The following is a 19,231-nucleotide window of genomic DNA, read 5'->3' on the forward strand; positions in this document are numbered from 1 at the left end:
AACATAACGAGTAAAACTAATGTTTAAGAAAATTAAGAAAAAAGGGCTGAAAATAGCGTGCATTTGTGTAGGACTCGGCGTATGCCAGCATATTAAAGCCCAGTCGGTAGATAGTCAATATCATTGGAATAATCTTCCTGAAGTGGCACAACCTCAATTTCGAAATGATACGATTAGTATCGTGAAATTTGGTGCGAAAGGGGATGGATATACCCTAAATACCAGTAGTATAAATGCGGCTATTCGTGCTAGTAGCAAGAACGGTGGCGGTGTTGTCGTGGTGCCGGCAGGCTATTGGCTTTCAGGACCTATTACATTGCAGAGCAATGTGAATCTACATTTGGAAGAAAATGCATTTTTGCAGTTTACAGATGACTTTAACCAATATAAAATTGTAGCAGGAAATTATGAAGGAAAAGTTTCGGCACGAAACGAATCGCCCATAAGCGGTACGGAACTTGAGAACATTGGTATAACAGGCAAAGGTATCATCGATGGTAATGGAGATGCTTGGAGGATGGTTGGTAAAGGAGCATTGACAGAAAGCGAATGGAGGAATAAAGTTGCATCTGGTGGTTTAATCAGTGCAGATGGCAAAACATGGTACCCCAGTGCGAAATCTAAGCTTGCCCATGAAGAAAAACGTTCTTTCTTGTTGGATGAAGGTAAGAAATTGACTGACTTCGAGGGTATTAAAGATTATTTAAGACCCAATCTCTTAGTTTTGACCAAGTGTAAGAACGTATTACTTGAAGGTGTAACCTTCCAAAATTCACCGGCCTGGAACTTGCATCCCCTGATGACACAGCATCTGACTATAAGAGATGTGAAAATCAAAAACCCAGATTATGCCCAGAATGGAGATGGTATTGACATTGAATCTTGTTCCAATGTGCTAATTGAGCATTGCGTTTTGGATGTGGGTGACGATGCCATTTGTATAAAATCAGGTAAAGATGAAGAGGGCCGCAAACGTGGGATTGCGACTGAACGCGTTATTATTCGCCATAACAAAGTCTATAAAGGGCATGGTGGCTTTGTGGTAGGTAGTGAAATGTCTGGTGGCGCTCGTGATATTTTTGTAGAGGACTGCACTTTTATGGGGACTGACAAAGGTTTACGTTTTAAGGCCACACGTGGTAGAGGTGGGGTTGTAGAGAATATCTATATCCGCAATATTAATATGAATAATATTGTACAGGAGGCGATATATTTTGACATGTACTATTGGACGAAACCCCCACAGGCAAACGAAGTTCAAAAGGCGCCGCCCGTAAGTATTGAAACCCCACAATTTCGTAATATATCCATTGATGCGATTACATGTAGGGGAGCTCATGTTGGCATCTTCGTTCGCGGATTGCCAGAGATGCCGATCCAACAGGTTAGTATGACTAATCTTAACATACTTGCCAACAAAGCGATTGAACTTAAAGATGCAATGGGTATTGTGGTGAAAAATGCATTCTTGCATTCGAAAGATACTGAAACACCAACTATTTATATTGAAAATGCTTCCAACATACGGTTTGAAGGTTTAAGATTTGATAGGAACGTATTTCCTGAATTAGAAGTGAATGGACTCAATGCTACAAATATCGTATTTAATAATTCGAACATAGATAAAAGAAAATTAAGTTTTAAACATGGCGCAAAAACTAATGCTGTCAAAATTAATTAGTTTATGAGATTGTGTAAAGATCTGAAATACTGGATGTACAGGCCTAACATTAATTTTTTGACTTAAATCTCCATGTAAATGAAAAAGTTATTGACAATTCTCTTATCTTTTGCATATCTACAGACCCACGGTCAAGAATCAATTCTGTTATACGATACAACAATGCCAAATAGTAAAGGGTTGAAGCTTTTAGATAGTATTGCTAACGAACGCGTGTATCAAGTTGCTGCGCCCCGGATTATTCCTTTTTTGGTCGCAAAAGAAGAAAATTCGGGAACTGCCGTGTTGATCATTCCTGGAGGAGGTTACGCCCGTTTGGCTTATGTGATCAGTGGTACACAGTTGGCCAAATGGTTTAATGCCATTGGTATCAATGCGTTCGTACTGCTTCATCGCTTGCCAAACTCGCCTGATGTAATCGATCGGTCGCTAGCTCCCTTGCAGGATGCACAGCGAGCGATCCGTATTATTCGATCTAAGGCGGCTGAATGGCATGTGGATTCTGGCCGTATTGGTGTGATGGGCTGTTCGGCTGGAGGACATCTTGCTGCTTCCTTATCGAGTATACATCGGCCTATCAAAGTTCTGGGTGATCCAATAGATCATTTAAGCAGTAAACCCAATTTCACCGTTTTGGTGTCACCCGTAATTACGATGAAGGGAGATCATGTCCATCAGGGAAGCATGGATAATCTATTGGGTAAGGTCGCTGATGGTTCTCAAAAAGAGTTGTTTAGCTTGCAGACTCAGGTGACAGAGCGTACGCCGCCCACATTTTTGGTACATGCTCAAAACGATAGGACTGTCTCTGTACAAAATAGCCTTTTATATTATCAAGCTTTACTAGCAAATAACATAACAGCCTCTTTGCATGTTTTTCCACAGGGAGCACATGCCATCGCTCTGGTCAACAATCCAGGGTCGACGGCAACTTGGCCAAGTATATTGACAGCTTGGCTTCATGAAATTAAAATGATTAAACCATAAATCTATATCTTGATATGAATATCAAATACCTTATATTTTCTAGTGCTCTATTGCTGTTTTGGAAGTTTAGTTTATCGCAAGAATTGAAATTAAACTATGATAAAGAAGCTACTAACTGGAACGAAGCATTGCCTTTGGGGAATGGACGTATCGGTGCTATGGTATACGGTGGAGTTTCCCAAGAAGAGATTCAACTGAATGAAGAAACGATTTGGGCCGGACGCCCTGGGAACAATGTCCCCCAGGGTAAATACAAGGATATAGTTAAGATTCGTCAGCTTTTAGTTGAGGGCAGGAATAAAGAAGCGCAGGAACTGTCGAATCGCGCCTTTCCAAGAGCTGCACCAGCAGGATTGGACTATGGCATGCCTTACCAAACTTTCGGTAGTCTATTGCTTGCATTTCCGACTCACCTTAACCCTATTCAATATCAACGGGAGCTGGATTTAAATAAAGCGATAACTACTGTTTCTTATCAAGTCGATGGCGTCAATTATCGAAGGGAAATGTTTACGTCACTGGTCGACAGTTTGCTGTTGATCCGCATTACAGCTGATAAAGCGAAAAGTATTTCAATGGATCTAAACTGGAAAAGTCCACATCAAAATATTAACCTCGGCATAAATAATGATGCATTGTTTCTACGGGGAAAAGGGGGGACAGTGGATTCAAAAGAAGGGCAGGTGGCATTCTACGGATTTGTTTATCCACAGGTTAAAGGTGGTCAAATTAATCATCATGGTGAGCAGATTACAATCAAGGATGCAGACGAAGTAATCCTTTATGTATCCATTGGAACAAGCTTCAAAAATTACAAAGATCTTTCCATCGATCCTGAACGAAAAGCCACGCGAATTTTTGAAAAGGCAAAAGGAATTTCTTACGCGGAAGCATTGGAAAAACATGTGAGAAAATACCAGCAGTTCTTTAATCGGGTGAAATTAGACCTTGGGAGCAATGCGCAGGCAAAAAAAACAACGGATGTGCGTATTCGGGAATTTGCGACAAACTTTGATCCACAGCTAGTTGCGCTTTATTTTCAATTTGGCCGCTATTTGCTGATTTCCTCTTCACAACCGGGGGGGCAACCTGCCAATTTGCAGGGAATTTGGAACGCTAAACTTTCACCCCCATGGGATAGTAAGTATACGATAAATATCAATACCGAGATGAATTATTGGCCTGCAGAGGTAGGGAATCTAAGTGAAATGCATGAACCATTGTTTAGCATGTTAAAGGACCTTGCTGTCACGGGGCAGGAGAGTGCACGGGAAATGTATCACGCCAGAGGGTGGAATGCTCATCATAACACTGATTTATGGCGTATTACGGGTGTGGTGGACGGTGGTTTTTACGGTATGTGGCCAATGGGCGGAGCTTGGTTGAGCCAACATCTCTGGCAACATTATCTGTATAAAGGAGACAAGCAATTTTTGAAGGATTACTACCACGTGTTGAAGGGGGCGGCCTTATTTTATCTGGATGTTTTGACGAAGGATCCATCTGGAAAATGGCTTGTTGTCAGTCCTTCCATCAGTCCGGAAAATAGTTATGAAACAGGAGGTGTAGGAGTTTCCGCGGGCACAACAATGGATAACCAACTCGTGTTTGATGTCTTTAATAATTTTATCCGTGCATCTTACATTGTGGATGCCGATGGTGCATTGCGGGATTCTGTCAAAAAAAGTCTGGAACAGTTGCCACCTATGCAAGTTGGTCAACATGGTCAGCTTCAAGAGTGGCTTAAAGATCTGGATAGAAAAGATGACCATCACCGTCATATATCGCATCTATACGGGCTGTTTCCCTCGGGTCAGATTTCACCGTTTCGCCATCCTGAACTTGCTCAGGCAGCAAAAAACTCATTGATCTACCGCGGAGACAAGTCAACAGGTTGGTCTATGGGCTGGAAAGTAAATTGGTGGGCTCGTTTGCTGGACGGTAATCAATCGTATAAATTGATCAAAGATCAATTGAGTCCGGCCCCGGAAGAACAGAAAGGACAAAATGGAGGTACTTACCCCAATTTACTGGACGCCCATCCGCCTTTTCAGATTGATGGTAATTTTGGCTGCACATCTGGAATTGCAGAGATGTTGGTGCAATCATATGATGGGAGCATATTTTTATTACCTGCTTGGCCAGATGAGTTACCGAATGGCGAAGTGAAAGGTTTAGTCACTAGAGGTGGATTTATTATAGATATGAGCTGGAAAAATCGAAAGTTAACGGGATTAAAAGTCAGCTCCACCTCAGGTGGCAACTGCCGCATTCGGATCACCAATAAGAGTAAACTCTATTTAATGGGGAAGCCTTTGAAACAAGCTCATGGAAAAAATACCAACTCCTTTTTTGACGTTGATGAAATCAAAAAACCATTGATAAAAACGCAAAATAGTTTGTTTGAAACTCCTGAAACAACGCTTTATGATCTTTCGACCACGAAAGGTAAGGTTTATGAATTTGTTGTGAAATAAAACTTAATATTCGAATTTATGCTAAATACCAATAAAAAAAAATGGAAACATATTTGCCTGATGACCATTATGAGCTTCTGTAGTTCATCATTGACATTCGGACAACATTATAATTCTAAGGTCTGGAGCCCGGATCTTGGATATGGAAAATTCAAAAACCCTATCATCAATGCGGATTATTCCGATCCCGATGTTATCCGTGTAGGTGAAGATTATTATATGATTTCCTCAAGCTTTAATCACAGTCCAGGCCTGCCCATTCTACATTCTAAAGATATGATCAACTGGACGATTATAGGACATGCTTTGCAACGGCAGTTACCGGAGGAAGTGTTCAACAAAGTGCAACATGGGGGTGGGGTATGGGCGCCTTCCATACGGTATCACAATGGAGAGTATTACATTTATTACCCCGATCCGGATTTTGGAATTTATCAGATAAAGACGAAGAATATTCGGGGAAAATGGTCTGCTCCTATACTGGTTTTCCCAGGGAAAGGACTGATAGATCCCTGTCCTTTTTGGGATGAAGATGGTCGTGCTTATTTAGCTTATGCCTATGCAGGGAGCCGTGCAGGCTTGAAAAGTGTGCTCGCTGTAGCCGAGATGGATACCGATGGGAACCGTGTATTGGACAGGGGTACGATTGTTTATGATGGACATGAGTTGGATCCTACAATTGAAGGCCCCAAAGTATATAAGAGGAATGGATATTATTATTTGTTTGCACCAGCAGGTGGTGTATCAACGGGCTGGCAATTGATTTTGCGTTCGAAAAGTATTTATGGACCTTATGAGCGCAAAGTGGCTATGGCCCAGAACAAGTCGGCAGTTAATGGTCCACATCAGGGAGCATGGGTAGACACACCCTCAGGAGAAGACTGGTTCTTCCACTTTCAGGATAAAGAAGCTATGGGACGTGTGGTCCATCTGCAGCCTATGGTTTGGAAAGCTGATTGGCCTATTATAGGGGAGGATATCGATGGAAATGGCGTAGGGACACCTGTGATGAGCTATAAAAAACCTAATGTAGGAAAACAGGTTATCGCTCAGATGAATCCTCAAGAATCGGATGAGTTTGATTCTCCTCATTTAGGATTGCAGTGGCAATGGCAGGCAAATCCCGACGGTACCTGGCTTATGCCTTCACAAGAAGGCAAGCTTAGGCTGTATAGCCAGCAGCTTCCTGAAGGAAGTAAAAACCTGATGGCGGTGCCTAATATACTGACACAAAAATTCCCCGCCGAAAATTTCAGTGCGACAGCAAAAATACGACTGCGCCCTAGCGAGAAGGAACTTGGTGAAAAGGCAGGATTGGTGGTGGTCGGTGAAGATTATAGCCAGTTGTTTATCCGTAAGGAAAAGGGGAGCTTTCAACTTTATTATGGTAGTTGTGCTAGTGCCTATTCGGGGACTGAAGAGCAGGTCAGGCCCATCGCTACTTTGCCGGAAGACTTTGTCTACCTTCGTGTACAAGTCAAAAATGGAAAGACCTGCAACTGGACCTATAGCTTGGATGGTAAAAAATATACAGTCGTGGAAAATGGCTTCCAAGCGAAACCTGGCAAATGGATAGGAGCCACGTTAGGACTCTATGCCAGCCGCGAAAAGCATATCAATGATAGTGGCTATGCAGAAGTGGACTGGTTTCGAATAGATCAATAATATAGTTTTGACCCTTTAATAGCTATGAAATTATTGGAGTATTTTAAAGTTATGAATAAAGTTTATATATAAATATATTAGTTTGATAATGTAATTATTTTCTGATTTATGAGACGGATAAAATTAATTAAGACCTTGGTGGCGGTTTACCTAGTTGTTAGCCTGTCATTGTTGGGATCTGGATTGCGGGCGGCTAGCCTTGAAGTGATCACTGTAGACCAACAAGGAAAAGGTGATTTCACGAGTATACAGGCAGCGGTAAATTCAGTTCGTGCTTTTCGTGCAGAACATGCGGTTCGGATTTGGATCAGGAAGGGAATTTACCATGAGAAAATAGTTATCCCAACTTATGTCGAAAATGTCCAGCTTGTTGGTGAAGATGCTGCCAATACCAAGATTATTTTTGATGATTATGCAGGTAAGTTAGTTGATTGTCCAGATGAGACAGGGCAGCCTAAGCTTGGGACTTTCAGTAGTTATACACTATTGGTACGTGCAAACAGGGTGCTTATCAAAGATATAACTATCGAAAATGCGGCCGGCCCAGTAGGGCAGGCCGTAGCACTTCATCTAGAAGGGGATCAGATTGCACTGGTCAACTGCCGTCTTTTAGGATTTCAGGATACCTTGTACTTGGGTAAAAGTGGTGCAAGGAGCTACTTTTCTGATTGCAGTATTAGCGGAACGACGGATTTTATCTTTGGGCCAGGCATTGCGTTCTTTAGCAGATGCCGATTGCTCTCGTTGCGAAATTCGTATGTCACAGCAGCTGCCACACCACAGGGGCAATTTTATGGTTACGTTTTCGACCAATGTGATTTTGTAGCTGCAGATGAGTCTGTCGATAAAGTATTTCTTGGTAGACCATGGCGTCCTTATGCAAATACGGTTCTGATAGATTGTAACTTAGGAGCTCATATTATCCCTGAAGGCTGGAATGAATGGAAGGGAGATGCATTGTTCCCAGATAAGGATAAGACCGTATTTTACGCCGAATTGGGATCTAAGGGAGCAGGGGCATCGGAACTTTCAAAGCGAGTGACTTGGTCACATCAGTTGCCGGAAGATGAACGGAATGTTTATAAACTCGAAAAAGTAATGGACGATTGGAAAGTTAAAGAAATGCTCGATGAAATGGAAAAATAACTATCCCCAGCAGCTTCCTTTCTGGAGTTTGTTATTATTGTTTATGTTTTGCGATTCGGTGCAGGCGCAGAATCTTTACATTCCGAAAGATACGACTTATAACACGATGCGCGTATGGCGACAAATAAAGAAAAGTTATCCCCATGCACGACCAGCTATGGACAGCCTTGGAAGAGATCTAAAGGTTGCACGTAATCTGGTATATGCACATCTAGCTCGAACCGATTTTGGGCCTCGGGATCTACATCTCGATGTTATCCGGCCTAATGACCGACGAAAACGTGCAGCAGTGATATGGATCCATGGTGGTGGATGGCGCTCAGGTCAAAAGGAAATGGATGTACCCATGGCACAGTTGTTGGCGAGAAAAGGGTATGTCTGCATTCCAGTGGAGTATCAGTTATCTTTGGAGGCAAAATATCCCAATGCCTTACTCAATATCAAGTCGGCTATTTTGTGGCTTAAAAATCATGCCGATCAGTACGATATAGACAGTAGTCGTATCGTGGTGGCGGGAAGTTCCGCAGGAGGTCACCTCGCGAGTCTGGTTGGATTGACAGGCAGTGTGCCTAAATTTGAACCACTTCTTGAGTCTAAACACAGTACGCGGATTCAGGCGATTATTAATTTGGATGGAGTGGTGGATTTGATGGCTCCGCTTTCACTCAATTTAGAGCGAAAACCCGATTCCCCTGATGCCTTCTGGCTCGGAGGAACCTTTGCCGAAAAACCGTTAATATGGAAAGAGGCTTCACCTATATTTTGGGCCAGAGAAGAACAGAAAATTCCGATGTTGTTCATAAATAGCGGTCTCCCTAGATTTCATGCCGGACAAGATGAATTGATTGGTATGCTAAAGCGTTGGGGGACGGCTCATCAAGTGTATACATTTGATGTACAGGTACACCCTTTCTGGCTTTTCCATCCTTGGGTGGATAGGTGCGTTGATGTAATTGACCAATTTTTAAAGAATAATTTAATAAAAAAGAATTAAAAACAAGCTTTGGTGTAGGCAAAAACAGGTACGAATACGATACGAACAAAATACAGGCTCAGGGACAATTTCTCGTTTTTCCTGACGCTCTCATTTTACAATCCTGGCATAAGATCCAGTGCACCAGGATGGCGCGGATCATAAATTGCCACAGCAACTTTGGACTCTGCACCACCATAATATAAAAACGTCCTATCGATATATTGCACTGACAATTTTTTCTTAGGCTTTGCGAGACGGATGTATGCCTTATAGAAGCTCATATTGTAATTTTTCTGGCAAATTGTACAGGCTAGTTGGCATTTTAGCCATCGCGAAGTGAAATCATAAGAAAACCCCACTTTAAATTAAAGTGGGGTCCATTTTAATCTGTGTTCCCGGCGGGGGTCGAACCCACATCGTCAGAACCGGAATCTGAAATTCTATCCATTGAACTACGGGAACGTCTCGCAAAGATATATTATTTTCTAGATCTAACAAATAATCTTTGCGATAAAATTTAATCTTTTAGCAGGCAATTTTTAGTGCTTTTTATCGTCAGTATTTTTACATTTAGATTTCTCTAATTCTTCATTTTTTTAAGCTGGTACTAATGATTTGTATATGAATGCTTAATATCTTGCTGACGATGCTTACTGGTCCCGTTTATCCACTAGATAAATAGGTTTTCGGCTAAGCGGATTGTAAATTTTGCTGATCAAAATTTCTTCACGTTCGAACTCCACGTTGGGAATTACGCGCAGTTTGGCCTGAAAACTATCTTTGATTTCTTTTAATAGCGCACTATTTTGTTGCTTGGCAGCGATTAAAATCCGGATGTCGTCTGTACCAACTGCAGTGCTGGATATTTCTATCTGATATTGTTCAATTTCTTTATAGCTGGCCAATACATCAAACATAGCCGGCGGAAACAAGGTGGTGCCTTTATACTTAATCATTTGCTGTTTTCGGCCTTCAACAGGGCCGATTCGATAGGAGTTTCTGCCACATGTGCAAGGAGCAGCATGACGCCTGACCATATCGCCGGTCTGATAGCGCAATAGGGGCATAGCTTCTATTCCTAATGTCGTTACGACCAATTCGCCCAGCTCACCATCTGCGACTGCCAGACCCTTGTCGTCCAATATTTCGGTAATGATTAAGGCCGGATGTTGGTGGCCTCCTGCGAATGCTTCACATTCTGTAAATGCCGAGCTCATTTCAGTAGAAGCATAGGTGGAGTAGAGGGCAATATTCCATTTTTCCTGAATTCGTTTTGCGAGTTGGTTATCCCCCAGTTCAGCGGTTCTGAGATTTTCACCTATACAAATGGCTACCTTTACAGAGCTGTTGTTGTAGTCGATGTTATGTTCTTCGGCATAAGCAATCATTTTGAGTAAGAAGGATGGTACGACGACAAGAAACTTGGGTTTAAACTGCTGAATTGAGTCCCATTGCATCTGTGGTATTCCAGCTCCAATACGGAGTATGCCCGCTCCAATCTTGCGGAGTCCGAGAAAGTAGGCCAAACCAGCCATAAAACGGCGGTCCAAGGTCGTCATAATTTGTACCCGATCGCCTTTTTTAATGCCTACCCGCTCAAAAGAAATCATCTCATTGTAAGCCAGACGATCAAGATCGGCATCTGTCAATCCAAACACAACAGGACTACCCAAGGTGCCGGAAGTTGTTGAGAAGTCGATAATCTCCTCTTCGGGAACACATAGAAAATCCCAGTTAAACTGTTGCAGCTGTTCTTTGGAAGTTGTCGGAAGAAGGTGGAGGTCCTGCGTGCCGCGGATGCGCTGCAAATCAATGCCTTCTCGTTGAAACAGACTTTTGTAGTAGGTTGAATAAGTATTCAAATAGTTTAAAACATCGCTTAGTTTTTGGTCTTGAAAAAGCTTAATTTCTTCCAGACTTGCTTGTTCTATAGTTGGGATCATCGATTATCTCCTTTCTTCTCAATTTTATGGATATATGAAGCAATATTTTTGCGGTCAGCCAGTGTGGTCACTTCGCAAGAGTCGGCCTGTTGCAATTGCTTTAATGCTTCCCCAAAGCGCTTTTGCTCAAAGTAATACTTTCCTCTCTTATAATAGACTGCCCAAAACAGCGGATTGAGCTTTTGGTATTCTTGCCATTCTGACTCAGTAATCTTCTCATCTGATTTCAGCTTACGGTCTATTACCCGATCTTGTTTACGGTAGTCCTCATAATCGCGATAGGCTTTACTCGTTAAAAACGTATCCTGTGGAATATTTAATGCTGTATTGGCCAAGGAATAAGCTGCCCGATGGGTATGGCTTGCAAAGATCTTATTGAGGTCATAACAGACAAATTCCCCAAGCTGATAGGGATTGGCAGATACCCATACCAGGCGTTTTTGTGGTTGGAAAATGATTCCGTGATGAGCCAATAACTGATTTAAGGCCTTTTCATTGCCATAGCCGATTTCTTTATTTTTTAATCCATTGCGATCTCTCAATATAGCTGCGACTTTAGGAGCTGTAAGTTTATCCTGCTGTTGCAATTGCTCGGTTAGCAGTTCATATCGATATGCACTGTGACTTTCTTCAATCTGCTTTTGGTTGCGCTTATCCGACTGATAGGCGTTGCTCTGAAAATGATTTGTACATAGTAGATAATCTGCATTGTCCGATTCAAATACATCAAATTTATGGGGCGACATTTCAATCAAAATGGCGCGACCTTCCGCTGCGGAGCCGATCATCAGTGATTCTGAAATGAAAATGGGGTATTTTTTCGCAATGGCAATGGCCTCCTTAAAATTGCGGGCATACTGAAGTATTTCTCTGGCAACAATAGATATAGGCGTTTTTGCAGCCCAGGGAATAGACGATTTTCCCGCATTGAGGGTAACTGTCAGGCCCTCACTGTTCATGCCAGAGACGACACCGATCATGCCAGCCCAGCCCACGGAAAGAAACGAATAACCTGAATCAGGTTGCACAATAGAGACTAATTTGTTGTGACTAAAATCGTCGCCTGCGTAAAAATCGAAATTTCGACCTATTATAAGCTCACCATCTGCCGATTTTGATCCCCATGCCGCTAAGGAGGAGCAACCGACCAAAGCGAGGTCCTGAAAGGCATGGCCTAGATCATGTGCCCCATGAAGAAATAAATTACGCTGATAGGGATCCATCAGTCCATTGTAATTTGAAGAGGCATAATTTGACAATCCAAAAATCTCTTTTTTATATTCTAAGGGGATGTATTTATGGATGTTCCGGTTATAAATCTTCGTCAATCGCATCATCCATCTCTGCTTGCGCTCAGAAGGGATAAACTCTTGGATCTTAGTAAAAAAAGCCCGCTCCTGGTAAGCATATAGGGACTTGGTCAATATACCTGTTTTTAAACCGATTTCGATTGGATTGCCACCAACATAGAGTTCCCATAAACCTTGTGCATTATGGAATAGAAAGCTGCTGTCTATTGCAAGGTAATTGTCCATTGAATCAGCTAGCTTTAATTTTGGGATCTCTAGTTGCTTAAATCTAGCTTTTTCTTTTAGAGCACCGTTTAGCGCGCAGGAGCTAAACAGTGATGCTATCCAGATCGCCAGCCAATACCTTTTCATCATTCTCTTTAAATAGATCATCTTCAAATTCTTTTCCAAGCATCATTAAGCAGCAGGAGAAGGCTGTAATCGTAACACCCAATACGCCATGCATTTTGACATTCTGGCCTGTCAGAAATAAATTCTTAACCTTCGTTTTCGTGGAAATTAAACTATTCAGTGGATGCTTATATTCTTTTAAATACCCATACATGTTTCCTTCTTCAGCGCCTATAAAGTCACGGTAGCTTAGCGGGCTAGAAGTATGAATGGAACGGGTAGCGGCTTTAATATTCGGAAACAGCAGTTGGAGTTCTTCGATAATCTCCGCTGCTTTCGCGGTTTTAAAAGCCTCATACGTTTCTCCGCGGCTACTTAACTGTTGGATAATGGATCGGTTGAAAGTCTCATGCCATTCTTGTACTTCGTTTGCGGTCATGTAACACATCACCGTCATTGTACTGCAATAGTCCTGATTTTCACTGTTGCAGCTCATGGAAATGACCAAAGGAGATTGCCCCCGATCATACCAAACAGAAGCTATAGTTTTATAATGGTAAATATTATAATTTTGATAGGGGATATAACCTTCTTTACAAACAATATAAACGGAAAAAACTGAAGGGCTCAGCGGTAAGCCTTGTATACGCTTGACATAGGCTTGTTTTTGAAATCTTTCGGGCAACATAGCAAAAGTATGCTGGAGGTTGATATTCGAAACAAATTCCTTTGCATAGATCAGCTGCTGGTCATCGGTACGTACTGCTTTGATCAGCTGATCGTCCATTTCTACCGCAATGACTTCCTTATTTTTGATGATGTCGCCACCATATTTTCGCAATTGGCGAATCAATAACTTGGCAATTTGGCTGCCGCCGTTTATACAGCGCCAAGCGGATTGGATATAGGAGTTGATGGTCAGGGCATGAACATAGAGCGGCGTGCTTCCTTCTTTTGCGACATAAAGGAAGTTAGACCCGACCAGAACAGCCTTAAGAAGTTCGTTATCCGTTAAGTCATCAAGGAAGGATTTTAATGATATCCCCAGAATAGCTTCATTGAAACCAAAGCTTTTGCGAAGGTTATACATTGGAAAAGAATTGCAGATTTCCTGTATTTTTTCACAATAGTCTGTTAAAGCTTGTTCTTCCTCTGGAAAATAAGGTAGTAATTGGCTTATAAAATTCTCGTATCCCTGGGCATGCGGATAATTGATGGGATTTCCTTCAAATGAAATCCGATCATATTCGTCAAGGCCCATGCGTTGGATCGATAGATCTTTCATAATTCCCAGATAGTCGAAATATTTATACAAATTTTCGCCCTCACCTAAGCCTCCGATATAATGAACACCCGTGTCTAAGATCTCTTTGTCCCGGACAAAAGTTTGTAAATTGCCCCCGTATTGATTGTTTTTTTCAATGACACAAACTTTGCGTCCAAATTTGGCGAGAAGAACTGCGGTAACTAGACCTCCGAGACCGGAACCAATAATGACACTATCGTAGACCTTATCCATTCATTCTTCTTTTTAATATACAACTGTATTGATCGCTAAATACTTCTTCAAAACCAATGTAACTGGGTTTTTCTGTAAAATCATAACATACAATAGTATGTATCGAATCTGTAATTTCAAACTTTTGATCGTTACTGCCCCAGATCAGCACATCAAAATGCAATGCGTTTTCTGTCAGATGATTCAGATAGGTCAATTTACGTTTTTGTTTTAGATACGTGTTGGCCGCAATAGCGCGTTTTTCGGGATCAGGGATAAATGTTTCGACCCGCCGCTGCGCCTGTTGCAGCGTCAACAAAAATTCAATATGACCATAATTGTTTCCAATATGCAAAATTTTTGCATTTGCTGCAATCAAATTATTCCATGCAGCATAAGACGACTGATGAAGATCGAATTCGTTTAAGCTCAATTTTTCGATTTCGGTTTCTTTATACCGATAGTTTAAGCTGAGTTTTTCTCTAAAATAAGCTGGACCTTCAAACTGCTTTCTGATTTCAGCAAATTGTTGTTTGAATAATCCACTGATAGCTTTACATCGTGTGGAGTAGCTGTCTCCAAATCTTCGGTCAGCCGGTCGGATTCTTTCACCGATGACTGTACTGAGTGTTCCATCATAAATGATAAAATCCCTTTTTGGACAGACATCAGCGGCTCCATGTATATAAATTGGGAGAATATCCAATTGCAGTTGTTCTGCAATATAAAATGCTCCTTTGTGAAACCGCTGTACATCATTTGTTGCCGATCGCGTTCCTTCTGGAAAAATCGCAATCGAATATCCTGCATCGATGCGTTGCTTTAATATATTTTTAGATTTTTCTAAATCTTCGTCGAGCATTAAAAAGCCTGCACGTCTAACGACACGGCCAAAAACAGGTGATTTGTAGACCCATTCGTTGGTCACAAATACGCATTTTGGCAATAGACGCCCAATAAGAAGGGTATCCAATAACGAATTGTGATTGGCTATGATAATCGCTGGTTTTTTGAAGTCTTCGCCGTGTGGGTTGAATTCCTGTTTCTTGACAAAAGGGTTGGAGTTTAATACAGAGTCTCCAAAACGGGACATGATCCTTGTCATCCAAGCTCTGTTAGAAACCAAACTAAAGAGAAGACCTGAAAGAATACTTCCGATGATATAGTAGCTAAAGGAAAATGCTGAAATCAAGCGCAGCCGCAAAGTAATCGGGGATAGACCTTGGGAAGGCCTGCGGCGAAATACAAACCTAAAAACGAGCGGATAAAGAACAAAAGTGTTTAAAACAGCCGCTGTAACACCAAGCAGGGAAACCGCTGAAATGGACTTTAATGCCGGGTGTTTGGCGAAAATTAAGGCGCCGATGGCTAAGATTGTCGTTAATACAGCAAGGAGAATGGAAGTGCGGTATGTAGGCATTTCATCTTTGCCAGTACTGTATTCTTTTTGCAAGGCCGCAGTCATAAAGATTGCAAAATCTACCCCGTGACTGAATACGAGTGTGCAGACAATGGTACTGAAAATATTGAATTCGAGGTGAAATAAGCCCATTAAACCGCCTGTAACCAAACCTGTCAATACAATAGGCACCATGCTTATCAATGTCAGTTCGATTCGGCGAAACGACAGCCAAAGAATAACAAATATGGCTACAAAGCTGTAATTAATTAAGGTGTTAAAGTCATTGACGAGCTGTCCCAAAAAGGTTTCATTCATTTCTTTGCGATCAATGACAACCGTACTTTTCCCATTAAACTGTCTAATCAATTTTTCGCGGTCTCCTTCCGAAGTTTTTACAATGGTATTTGTGGTAAAGAAGCCATCTTTTGAACTCAGATACTCCGCCAGCATACCCTGGTTGAGCTCGCGATAATCATCCAGTGAGGCTGTTGAAAATTTCTGGTCCAGGAGCATAAAAAATGCTTGATAAGCATCGGGCTTAAAGCCAAAAGCAGCACTTGAACGGATAAGATTCTCCCGAATTTCCTTTTTACGACCATCGGTCCAAAAGGAATTCCATTGGGCAATCTTCGCCTCCTGATCCTTTTTTGATAGGACGATTTCGCCAATGGAATTGACAGCGATTATGCTTGTATCTTGTTGTAACTTGTGATATAATACTGAATTATCTGAAAGGACCTGGTCAATATTGCTGCCGTAATTGATCAGAAATAGAGACTTATTTTGCTGCTGTGCTGAATTTTCAAGTTTGTACTCCGCTTCCTGTAATTCTTTTGGGAAGAAATTTAGTGCGGATAAATCTTTGTTGAAGCCTACTTTCCAAAAAGTAAATAAGCTCACAGCTAACAATAAATAACTAAATAGCTGTAAAGGTTTATTCTGTTCAAAGCTAAATGCGGAAATCCGATCGATCAGATGATTTTTATCATCCAGCGTCTTTATATTTGGTTTATAGATATGCGGTATAAGTACCAACGAGAAGATTCCCGAGAATAGAATAGCAATGAAAGCAAATATTCCCAAATCTTTTAAGGCTTCCGAATTGACGAAGAGCAAGCAAAGAAACGAGACTGCGGTTGTACCTGCACTCATCAGGATTGGCTTGGTGATTTCTTTATACAGATGTCTGATATCCTGCGTTTGCTTGAAATGCGTCATGATATGCAGGGCATAGTCGATGGTAATACCGATTAAAACTGCAGCAATAGAGATCGAAATGGCTGAAATGGTACCACGCAGAAAGTATAAAAATGCCAGCGCGAGCAAGGCTCCAAAGATTGAGGGAATAAAGATGATGATTGGAATTTGTATTTTCTTATAGAAGAGAATCAAAATGAGCATCAATAAACTCATCGAAATGAGTATAGTCGCTTGGATGTCCGTTTTGATCTGCTTGGCATTGGCTACGGCAACTAGGGATGCCCCAAAGTAACTGAGTTTGGACTTGTTTAGGTAGCGCTTGTTTAACTCACTTTTCATCTGCTCTAGCCTGCCAGCGAAAATCGCATTATGTTCGGTCTCCGAACCCGAATATTTGGGATTAATAAACAATAGTAGCTTGCTTGAATCTTTTGTAAAAATGTAGCCATTGTAAAGTTGAAAGTCACCGGCAATACTGAGCTTTTGGAATTTTTTAAGCGCCATAAAGCCAATTCCCAGGGGATCTCGCTGTATAAAAGATTTTGCGACGATACTCGTAGGTGAAATTAATGCAGCATAATTGGCTTCGACTGTTTGCGTGATACTATCAACAGGGAGGCGATCTGCTATGGATTTGTAATCATTCTCGTCCAATAATGTCGGCAACTGTCGGTATACAAATTGCATGGTACTTTCCATCTCCTCATCGCTGATTTGCCCTTGTATGCTCTGGTAGTAGGGGGCAAGTGATACGATGCTATCTGAAAAGGAATTGGCCATTTCAACCATATCGTCAATTGTAGCAGCCTTTTCCCGCTCGATAATGACACTTATTTTATCCGAAAATTTAAGCTGGGCCAATATTTTGGCCATCTCATTTGTCCGTTCGTTTTGAGGTATAATCCGCGTAATATCTTCTTCAAATTTTAGTTTTAGCGCGAAATATCCTGTTGCAGCCAAAAAGAGCAGAGCAACTAAGCAGGCGATATAAGGTTTCTTCTTGAAAAATAGATAAAGCTGATAAAAATAATACTGCATATTAACGTCGTTGATTAAACCGCAATAATGTAAAAGAGGAAAACCCAAATAGGAGTGCGGCCATTAAAGCCAGGAAGAGACTGCCCAGCACATATTGTAAAAAATGTTCGGAAATAGCTTGAAAATCTATGTGGTTATAATCCAATAACGGTTTGGCGCTGGGAATAAATAATTTCCCTGTCTCTATCGATCCCCAAATAATCAATGGGATCATAGGCGGGATGCTGACATTTGAAAAGGCAAAACAAAGACCCTTATTAAGCCTAAAGACAGAGGCAAGAAAAATTGATAAAAAAGACTGAAATCCCCAAATGGGGGCAATCCCAATGAACACACCCAATGCTATCGAAATTGATTTAACAAAGTCGGAATCATTCGTTCCCAGAATATCTTCTTTTAGAAAATCCTTAAAGCTTTTTTTTTTGAAACTTCGAAAAGCATTTCTTGGAAATATGTAGAGGAGACTAATTAAAACCAAAACGGTGTTGAGAATGCTAATTCGTGTAAAATCTTTAAACGGCCTAAAATGAGAAACCCGTTCATTCGGATCATAAAGAATTTTAATAGGGACATTTTTGACCTCGATATTCTTCCATGCAGATCGAACAATAACTTCAATTTCAAGCTCAAATTTGTTGGTATATAGTTTTTTAGGTATGCCTTCCAAAGGGTATAATCGATATCCAGACTGGGTATCGGCAAGTTTTATCCCAGTCTCAAACCAAAACCAAAAATTAGAAAACTTGTTGCCGAAACTGCTTTTCTTCGGTATTCCGGCTTGATCCATTTGGCGCTCACCAATCAATAGAATATTTCCATCACTTTGTTGGAGGGCATTTAGAAATACCGGAATATCGTCGGGGAAATGCTGTCCATCCGAATCAATTGTGATAGCGTACTGAAAACCTTGTGCTTTTGCGATCTCAAAACCTTTTCGTAAGGCCTTGCCTTTTCCGGAATTTTTTTCGAGATGCTGAACTGTAATGAAGGGGTAATCTGCTAAAATTAAAGCTGTTGAATCCGTCGAGCCATCATTGACAACAATAACTTGTCTGGTATAGACCAAAACGCCGTCCAAAACTCGCCGCAGCGTTTTTGCATTGTTGTAGGTGGGAATAAGCACACATACAGGGGCAGGGATCATAGATTGGCTCGGGGTTTGCGAATTGGGCATGGCTACAAAACAGGATAAGAGCGGTAAAAATTGAGTTCCATTTTAAGCGCAAGGGTATCCTCGAAAGAACAATTAGCCTTGATCTGTATTGTTTCGGTTTCCTGAATCACCAATTCTAGCTTGACAATTGGCTGAACAGTGGGATCTATTATGGCATAAAAACGAATGTTTTTGGCTGAATGCATACGTATTTTTGCCTGCAATATATCCTCAGCTGTATTTTTTATGATCTGTAACATACATACCCCTGGTGTTACGGGCCTTCCCGGAAAATGGCCCCCGAAAATCGGATGATCTGGATGAATACGTATTTCCAGCAAATGCTTTCCATTTTCCCTTACCTGACGATCGAGTATGTTATAAAAGTCTGCTAAAACCATGTTTCAAACTTAGATAAATTACCT

13 protein-coding genes and 1 tRNA gene are annotated in these 19,231 nt (G+C 41.3%); 6 read left to right on the forward strand and 8 right to left on the reverse strand.

Annotated features, from left to right (window positions below; all coding sequences use genetic code 11):
• Positions 1 to 19 precede the first annotated feature (19 nt).
• From AB1Z56_RS03000 to AB1Z56_RS03025, 6 genes are all read left to right on the forward strand, one after another.
• A complete protein-coding gene (locus AB1Z56_RS03000) occupies positions 20 to 1,681 on the forward strand; it encodes a glycoside hydrolase family 28 protein (protein WP_426791039.1) in 1,662 nt (553 codons plus the stop codon).
• A 78-nt stretch (positions 1,682 to 1,759) separates the two neighbouring features.
• The gene (locus AB1Z56_RS03005; protein ID WP_309361621.1) at positions 1,760 to 2,668 is read left to right on the forward strand and encodes an alpha/beta hydrolase; all 909 of its coding nucleotides are present in this window, start codon (positions 1,760 to 1,762) and stop codon (positions 2,666 to 2,668) included.
• 14 nt (positions 2,669 to 2,682) lie between these two features.
• Positions 2,683 to 5,145: a glycoside hydrolase family 95 protein gene (locus tag AB1Z56_RS03010; protein WP_426791040.1), complete on the forward strand. Its 2,463-nt coding sequence runs from the start codon at positions 2,683 to 2,685 to the stop codon at positions 5,143 to 5,145.
• An 18-nt stretch (positions 5,146 to 5,163) separates the two neighbouring features.
• The gene (locus tag AB1Z56_RS03015) at positions 5,164 to 6,810 is read left to right on the forward strand and encodes a glycoside hydrolase family 43 protein (RefSeq protein ID WP_426791041.1); all 1,647 of its coding nucleotides are present in this window, start codon (positions 5,164 to 5,166) and stop codon (positions 6,808 to 6,810) included.
• A gap of 108 nt (positions 6,811 to 6,918) precedes the next feature.
• Positions 6,919 to 7,956 (forward strand): pectinesterase family protein, encoded by a 1,038-nt coding sequence (locus AB1Z56_RS03020; RefSeq protein WP_309361615.1) that lies wholly within the window; start codon positions 6,919 to 6,921, stop codon positions 7,954 to 7,956.
• On the forward strand, positions 7,940 to 8,950 hold the full coding sequence (locus AB1Z56_RS03025) for an alpha/beta hydrolase fold domain-containing protein (RefSeq protein ID WP_426791042.1): 1,011 nt from the start codon (positions 7,940 to 7,942) through the stop codon (positions 8,948 to 8,950). Before AB1Z56_RS03020 ends, AB1Z56_RS03025 begins: the two co-directional genes overlap by 17 nt.
• A gap of 95 nt (positions 8,951 to 9,045) precedes the next feature.
• On the opposite strand, the gene AB1Z56_RS03030 is transcribed toward AB1Z56_RS03025, so the two are convergent.
• The 8 genes from AB1Z56_RS03030 to AB1Z56_RS03065 form a co-directional block, all read right to left on the reverse strand.
• The gene (locus tag AB1Z56_RS03030) at positions 9,046 to 9,213 is read right to left on the reverse strand and encodes a hypothetical protein (protein ID WP_309361611.1); all 168 of its coding nucleotides are present in this window, start codon (positions 9,211 to 9,213) and stop codon (positions 9,046 to 9,048) included.
• A 109-nt stretch (positions 9,214 to 9,322) separates the two neighbouring features.
• Positions 9,323 to 9,394: transfer RNA gene (locus AB1Z56_RS03035), tRNA-Arg, on the reverse strand.
• 188 nt (positions 9,395 to 9,582) lie between these two features.
• Complete coding sequence (locus tag AB1Z56_RS03040; RefSeq protein ID WP_426791043.1) at positions 9,583 to 10,875, reverse strand: phenylacetate--CoA ligase family protein; 1,293 nt, start codon at positions 10,873 to 10,875, stop codon at positions 9,583 to 9,585.
• Positions 10,872 to 12,539: a C45 family autoproteolytic acyltransferase/hydolase gene (locus AB1Z56_RS03045; RefSeq protein WP_426791044.1), complete on the reverse strand. Its 1,668-nt coding sequence runs from the start codon at positions 12,537 to 12,539 to the stop codon at positions 10,872 to 10,874. Before AB1Z56_RS03045 ends, AB1Z56_RS03040 begins: the two co-directional genes overlap by 4 nt.
• Positions 12,493 to 14,034, reverse strand: coding sequence for a phytoene desaturase family protein (locus AB1Z56_RS03050; RefSeq protein WP_309361604.1), 1,542 nt, complete (start codon positions 14,032 to 14,034; stop codon positions 12,493 to 12,495). The genes AB1Z56_RS03045 and AB1Z56_RS03050 overlap by 47 nt, the downstream gene beginning before the upstream one ends.
• Positions 14,027 to 17,653, reverse strand: a complete 3,627-nt coding sequence (locus AB1Z56_RS03055; protein ID WP_426791045.1) for a 1-acyl-sn-glycerol-3-phosphate acyltransferase — start codon at positions 17,651 to 17,653, stop codon at positions 14,027 to 14,029. Before AB1Z56_RS03055 ends, AB1Z56_RS03050 begins: the two co-directional genes overlap by 8 nt.
• A gap of 1 nt (position 17,654) precedes the next feature.
• On the reverse strand, positions 17,655 to 18,827 hold the full coding sequence (locus AB1Z56_RS03060; RefSeq protein WP_426791046.1) for a DUF2062 domain-containing protein: 1,173 nt from the start codon (positions 18,825 to 18,827) through the stop codon (positions 17,655 to 17,657).
• A 2-nt stretch (positions 18,828 to 18,829) separates the two neighbouring features.
• Positions 18,830 to 19,207, reverse strand: coding sequence for a hypothetical protein (locus AB1Z56_RS03065; RefSeq protein ID WP_309361598.1), 378 nt, complete (start codon positions 19,205 to 19,207; stop codon positions 18,830 to 18,832).
• Positions 19,208 to 19,231: the final 24 nt, after the last annotated feature.

The sequence above is a fragment of the Sphingobacterium sp. WOUb80 genome, assembly GCF_050058145.1.
GTDB lineage: Bacteria > Bacteroidota > Bacteroidia > Sphingobacteriales > Sphingobacteriaceae > Sphingobacterium.